The sequence below is a fragment of the Bacteroides sp. An279 genome (assembly GCF_002159615.1).
GTDB lineage: Bacteria > Bacteroidota > Bacteroidia > Bacteroidales > Bacteroidaceae > Phocaeicola > Phocaeicola intestinalis.
The window spans coordinates 1-4,305 of the sequence record NZ_NFJA01000157.1; the positions used below are offsets into that span (position 1 = coordinate 1).

Sequence of the window (4,305 nt, forward strand, 5' to 3'; positions counted from 1 at the left end):
CAGGAAGAAAATTAATGCCAGACCGAGAGAAAAACTCAATTTCTCGACTCCGGCTGAGGTCTTTTTCAAAAATATTTCGTAATGTTGCACTCGCTGGTTGACTCTGCCTTCCAAATCAGCACACGATAAATTCAAAACTGTTTCTAAGGATTTGTCCTGCATCTCACTTTTTTGTATTATCTTTGCATGGACACTTTTCATCAACCTTTAAAAAAGAACAAGACTCATAATGATTACTGCAGAAAACATTCTACTCATCGGCTCTATCCTGATATTCATCAGTATTCTCATCAGCAAGACCGGATATAAGTTCGGCATCCCCACCCTCTTGCTCTTCCTCCTGGTAGGAATGCTTTTCGGAAGCGACGGACTGGGCATCCAGTTCAACAGCGCGAAAGATGCCCAGTTCGTAGGAATGATAGCGCTGAGCATCATCTTATTCACGGGAGGGATGGACACACGGTTCCGCGAAATCAAGCCCATACTGCCTCAAGGGATACTTCTGTCTACTGCAGGCGTGCTGGTCACTACCCTCTTGACGGGGCTGTTCATTTATTTTTTATCCGACCATACAAAAGCAGACATTCAGCTGACCCTACTCGCCTCTTTATTACTTGCCGCCACAATGTCATCCACCGACTCGGCTTCGGTATTCAACCTGCTCCGCTCACAACGGATGAACCTGAAAGAAAACTTGCGCCCGATGCTGGAACTGGAAAGCGGAAGCAACGACCCCATGGCATATATGCTTACCATCGTGCTGATACAAGTCATTGGAAGCGGAACAGATTTGCATGCCGGAATCATCGCACGCGACCTGCTTGTACAATTCTTTTTCGGTGGAACAATCGGCTATGCAGCAGGCAAGTTCGCCGTATGGCTCATCAACAAAATCGAGTTACCTAATACCTCTCTTTACCCCATCCTCCTGCTGAGTATTGTATTTATTACCTTTACTACCACCGACCTGGTACACGGAAACGGTTATCTGGCGGTCTACATAGCCGGAGTCATCGTAGGCAATGCCAAACTGGCATCACGGAAAGAGACACAAACTTTTATGGACGGGCTGACATGGCTTTTCCAAATCATCATGTTCCTCGCCCTCGGACTGCTGGTAAACCCACATGAGATGATAGGTATCGCAGGCATCGGCTTGCTTATCGGTGCATTCATGATTGTAGTGGCACGTCCAGTAAGCGTGTTCCTCTGCCTGCTTCCTTTCCGGAACATTTCCCTACGTGCACGGCTCTTCGTATCATGGGTAGGGCTGCGTGGAGCTGTTCCCATCATTTTCGCTACCTACCCCGTCATAGCTGAAATCCCAGGGTCAAACCAATTGTTCAACATTGTATTTTTCATCACCCTTCTCTCGCTTGTCATTCAAGGGATGAGCATCTCACAGATGGCACGCTGGCTCAAGCTCGACATGCCCCAAGCCAAAGAAGGAAACGCATTCGGCGTAGAGCTTCCCGATGAAATAGATACCCGACTGGACGACCTGACCCTCACCGCCGAAATGCTGGAAGAAGGAAACAGATTGGCAGACATGAACCTGCCTCAAGGCACACTGGTGATGCTGGTAAAACGCGGAAACGAATTCATCATTCCCAACGGACAAATAGAACTTCATGAAGGTGACAAACTCCTGCTCATTTCTGAAAATAAACAGAAAAAGCGACAAAATCTGTAAATCAGGAAACAAACCGAAGAGATTTTTTCCTTACCTTTGAGAAAATTACAAGAACAGACAATACGCATCACCCGGCGACCACACAGCCCACAGGAAAAACCTCTGTATGTCTTTGTGCCCAAGGTAAAACTTGTCTGCAAGACCGACACACCATTCAAAATCATAACATTATGGAAAACTATCTCTTCTGGATTGCTCCAGCCGCCTCGTTCCTGGCACTTGCCTTGGCGGCTTTCTTCTATAAACAGATGAAAGGAGAAAGCGAAGGAACACCCGAGATGCAGAAAATCGCCGAACATGTACGCCGTGGGGCGATGTCGTACCTCAAGCAACAATATAAAGTGGTGACACTCGTGTTTATCGGACTTGCTCTCCTGTTTGCCATCATGGCATACGGCTTCAACCTCCAGAACCACTGGGTGCCCGTCGCATTCCTGACAGGAGGGTTCTTCTCCGGCTTGTCCGGCTACCTCGGAATGAAAACCGCCACATACGCCTCAGCACGTACTGCCAACGCCGCCCGTACCTCACTCGACAAAGGCCTGCGCATCGCTTTCCGAAGCGGAGCAGTCATGGGACTGGTGGTAGTAGGACTGGGCTTGTTCGACATCTCCTTCTGGTATCTCTTACTGGAACGATGCATCCCCGACAATGCACTGAACCCTACCTCAAAGCTCTGCGTCATAACCACTACAATGCTCACCTTCGGAATGGGAGCTTCCACACAGGCTCTCTTCGCCCGCGTAGGCGGAGGCATCTACACGAAAGCCGCCGATGTAGGAGCCGACCTGGTAGGCAAAGTTGAAGCCGGAATACCTGAAGACGACCCGCGTAACCCGGCAACCATCGCCGATAATGTAGGCGATAACGTAGGTGACGTTGCAGGTATGGGAGCCGACCTCTACGAATCGTATTGTGGCTCCATCCTTGCCACCGCCGCACTGGGTGCCGCTGCTTTTATCGGCACAGGAGACACCGAAATGCAGTTCAAGGCAGTCATCGCACCGATGCTGATAGCTGCCATCGGCATCATCCTATCCATTATCGGCATTTTTGCAGTACGCACACGCGAAAACGCTACGATGAAAGAGCTGCTGAAAGCACTTTCTACCGGAACCAACCTCAGCTCGTTTTTCATCATCATCGGCACGTTTCTCATCCTTTGGCTTTTAGGATTGGACAACTGGGTAAACATATCACTGGCTGTCATCGTAGGCCTGCTGGTAGGAATCATCATCGGGCAGTCTACCGAATATTACACTTCACAATCATACAAACCCACACGCAAGCTCTCCGAAAGTGGTAAGACAGGACCTGCCACCGTTATTATCTCCGGCATCGGACTGGGAATGATTTCCACTACCATCCCAGTCATAGCCGTAGTAGCAGGCATCATCCTTTCCTACTGGCTAGCTTCAGGATTCGACTTCACCAACATTGGGATGGGACTTTACGGCATCGGAATCGCATCGGTAGGCATGCTTTCCACCTTAGGAATTACCCTTGCCACAGATGCTTACGGCCCCATTGCCGACAATGCCGGAGGAAACGCCGAAATGAGCAAGCTGGGCGAAGAGGTGCGCCGGCGTACCGATGCGCTCGACTCGCTGGGCAATACTACCGCAGCTACCGGAAAAGGATTTGCCATCGGCTCGGCAGCCCTTACAGGACTCTCCCTGCTGGCTTCATACATCGAAGAAGTACGTATCGGACTGGAACGTATCGGAACCGCCATCCTTGAACTTCCCAACGGCATCCAGATAGCCATCCACGAGGCAGGACTGGACGACTTCATGATTTATTACGATGTTACACTAATGAATCCTAAAGTGCTTTCAGGGATGTTCATTGGCAGTATGATGTCTTTCCTTTTCTGCGGTCTTACGATGAATGCTGTAGGGCGTGCAGCCTCGCGCATGGTAGAAGAAGTGCGCCGCCAGTTCCGTGAAATAAAAGGCATCCTGAGTGGAAATGCCGAGCCTGACTACGCCCGGTGTGTACAGATTTCCACACAAGGCGCCCAACGCGAAATGGTATTCCCCTCTCTGCTTGCCATCATCGCTCCTATAGTTACGGGGTTGCTCTTCGGTGTACCGGGTGTCATCGGTCTGCTGATTGGCGGACTTTCATCAGGCTTCGTGCTAGCCATCTTTATGGCAAATGCCGGAGGTGCCTGGGACAATGCCAAGAAATATGTGGAAGAAGGAAACTTTGGCGGAAAAGGAAGCGAAGTGCACCGTGCCACTGTAGTAGGCGATACCGTAGGCGACCCGTTCAAAGACACATCCGGTCCCAGCCTGAACATTCTTGTAAAACTGATGAGTATGGTTGCTATCGTAATGGCAGGGCTTACTGTGGCATGGAGCCTGTTCTGACAACGGCAATAAACACGAATATCACCATGTAGGGGCGTATGCGGTACGCCCCTACATGGGATGTTTCGGATATTCAATTAATTTTTCATTCAGGCTCTTTGAAACTGTTTCTGACTATAATTGGCAACATAAGAAGCTGTTTTGAATTTCTCCAAAAAGTTTTTCTTGGCTTGATGTATCCGTTTTCGTGTGTGCTTTGGGCGATTTTTTGGTCCTTTCCGCTCCTGTTCTTCGTCA

2 protein-coding genes are annotated in these 4,305 nt (G+C 49.6%); both read left to right on the forward strand.

Annotated features, from left to right (window positions below; genetic code table 11):
* The first annotated feature begins 226 nt into the window (after window positions 1-226).
* On the forward strand, window positions 227-1,693 hold the full coding sequence (locus B5F78_RS16040; RefSeq protein ID WP_162608581.1) for a potassium/proton antiporter: 1,467 nt from the start codon (window positions 227-229) through the stop codon (window positions 1,691-1,693).
* A 170-nt stretch (window positions 1,694-1,863) separates the two neighbouring features.
* On the forward strand, window positions 1,864-4,068 hold the full coding sequence (locus tag B5F78_RS16045) for a sodium-translocating pyrophosphatase (RefSeq protein ID WP_022041232.1): 2,205 nt from the start codon (window positions 1,864-1,866) through the stop codon (window positions 4,066-4,068).
* Window positions 4,069-4,305: the final 237 nt, after the last annotated feature.

Bases quoted from the DNA above. Each gene is read 5' to 3' on its own strand.
- B5F78_RS16045 (WP_022041232.1), top strand. From the start codon at position 1,864: ATGGAAAACTATCTCTTCTGGATTGCTCCAGCCGCCTCGTTCCTGGCA.